At 52.0% G+C, this 1,850-nt stretch carries 1 protein-coding gene and 1 pseudogene; both read right to left on the bottom strand.

Annotated elements, in window-relative coordinates:
* Nucleotides 1-66: 66 nt before the first annotated feature.
* The gene (locus tag NO877_RS19680) at nucleotides 67-1,143 is read right to left on the bottom strand and encodes a hypothetical protein (protein WP_379827617.1); all 1,077 of its coding nucleotides are present in this window, start codon (nucleotides 1,141-1,143) and stop codon (nucleotides 67-69) included.
* Nucleotides 1,144-1,346: 203 nt separating this feature from the next.
* Nucleotides 1,347-1,850, bottom strand: a pseudogene (locus NO877_RS19675) (hypothetical protein); the annotation flags it as partial.

Here is a 1,850-nt window from a genome sequence, read left to right as displayed (position 1 = left end):
GAGATTGTCGACTGGCTCGATGTTGTTCACAATCTGAAAGCGAAATAGAGAGAGATTTTCACCGTATCAAGAAAGGTGCTCCCAGACAGCCGTCGGATCAGTTTCGTTCAATTCGGCATTTGTCTGCATCTTTCGAAGTTCGGTGATACATCGCTTGGCAACGAGTGGATACACGTCAGCAGGAGTGAACGGGATATCAAGCTTCATTAGTTCCGGCCAATTCTCAGCCCACATATCTTCGATAACGCGAGGATACAGATCCTCGTTTAGATGGAGGCCGAACTCACGGCCGTCTTCGAGAACCATGGTTCGGATTTGTTTGCGGATCCGTGCTGGTGTGCAGTAACAGGCAACGACGTATTCGGCACCTGATTCGGTATCTTCCGGAAGTCGACCAAACTGCTCACGATTGAGTTCCTTGAACTCCTCACGGACGAGCTTAATTCGACGAGCATGCTTGTCACTTCTTGCAACGATGCCCTCAACCGTAACCCCAGATGCCAGCGACGACGACGGGAAGTCGTATGAGTCTGGATCGAAACCACCGGCGGGAGAGTCGAGAATCCGTGCGGGAACGAACGAGACAGTGGTCGGGGCCCCTTCAATACAGATTTGCTCAAAGAGCTCCCATGCTTCTTCCGTCGAGAGAAACTCCTCAAACGTCTCTTCGTATGGATTTCCGGGCGGCGTCATTGTCTCTATTTCGGCATACGGAAGCACGTCGAATCCGATGAGTGCGGGAAGATCACGGTCAGTGTAGCCGTAATCCAGCGTCGAGTAGACGAGGTTTTCGGCATACACAATCAGTGGCGAATCGTATTCGTCGTGGAACCTGCGAAGGACCGTCGTGTCGACTCCGTTTCGAAGACAACGAACTGCCCGATGGAGTGCCCCATCGATGTCATCGAGATCATCGTGGTGACAGCCTCGAATAGATTTCCGGGTTCCAAACACTACACTACCATCGCCGTCGGCTGCGGATTCGACTTGGTCCGGGTATAGCTCCGCATATCGGTCATCGTAGAGGGTAAATCGGAAGCTACTCCCGTCGAACTTCTCAAGCAGTGTGAGATCGTCAGCCTCGTAAAATGCGTCTGAGACGACCGGATGATCGTAGCGTGGTACCTTCGGATAAACTTTCATGTTCGTCATTTTTAATCCAGACGTATGTCTGTATCCTCATACAATGAGCAACGAGGAGACGCTCACAACCTCCCAGCATGATACGGTACTCAGGAGTTTTACAGAGGTTCTTAGTATCGAATCATCACGGAGACCAGTTTGAAGCGTGTGGCAGAAACGCTCGTCCGGGAGTGCCCGAGGGTACGGGAGCGGGGGTTCACGAATCACACCGAGTGTTTCAGATTGAGTGAGTCACTGTCTCGTTCAAGGATTTGCTTGTCGATAAGACGATTGATGGCCTCTGAGACTGCTTCCTCATCATCGTGTGAAAGCGACCGCACGTTCGACAGAACATACTCCCAAATCGCTCCGTCACCGTGCAGACCGTCATCTATTGCTCCCAGAACGAAGTACTCAACCTCGAATTCGGTTGCGAACCCAGAGATGCGATTCGAGAACGACGAAGGTAGCCCAGAGAGCGAATGCACTGCAGTCTCAATAGCGAACAGCGGGTGAGACCGATCGCGGATGTGTCGTGCTTCAGTTGAACCCGTGTTGAATGGGCGTTGTTCCTCTATCTCTTCTAAGATGGCCTCATACGTTAGTCCGCGTTGCGCGTACACTCGCATGTCTTCGATATCTCGTCGTCTTCCGCTTCCCAAGTCTCCACCCGAGACAGCTTTCAGCAAGAACATGTCCTCGTCAGAGAGTACGTATGCAGTCACGTG

The organism is Halohasta litorea (genome assembly GCF_024494645.1).
GTDB lineage: Archaea > Halobacteriota > Halobacteria > Halobacteriales > Haloferacaceae > Halohasta > Halohasta litorea.
This window is presented reverse-complemented; position numbering and strand designations above follow the sequence as displayed.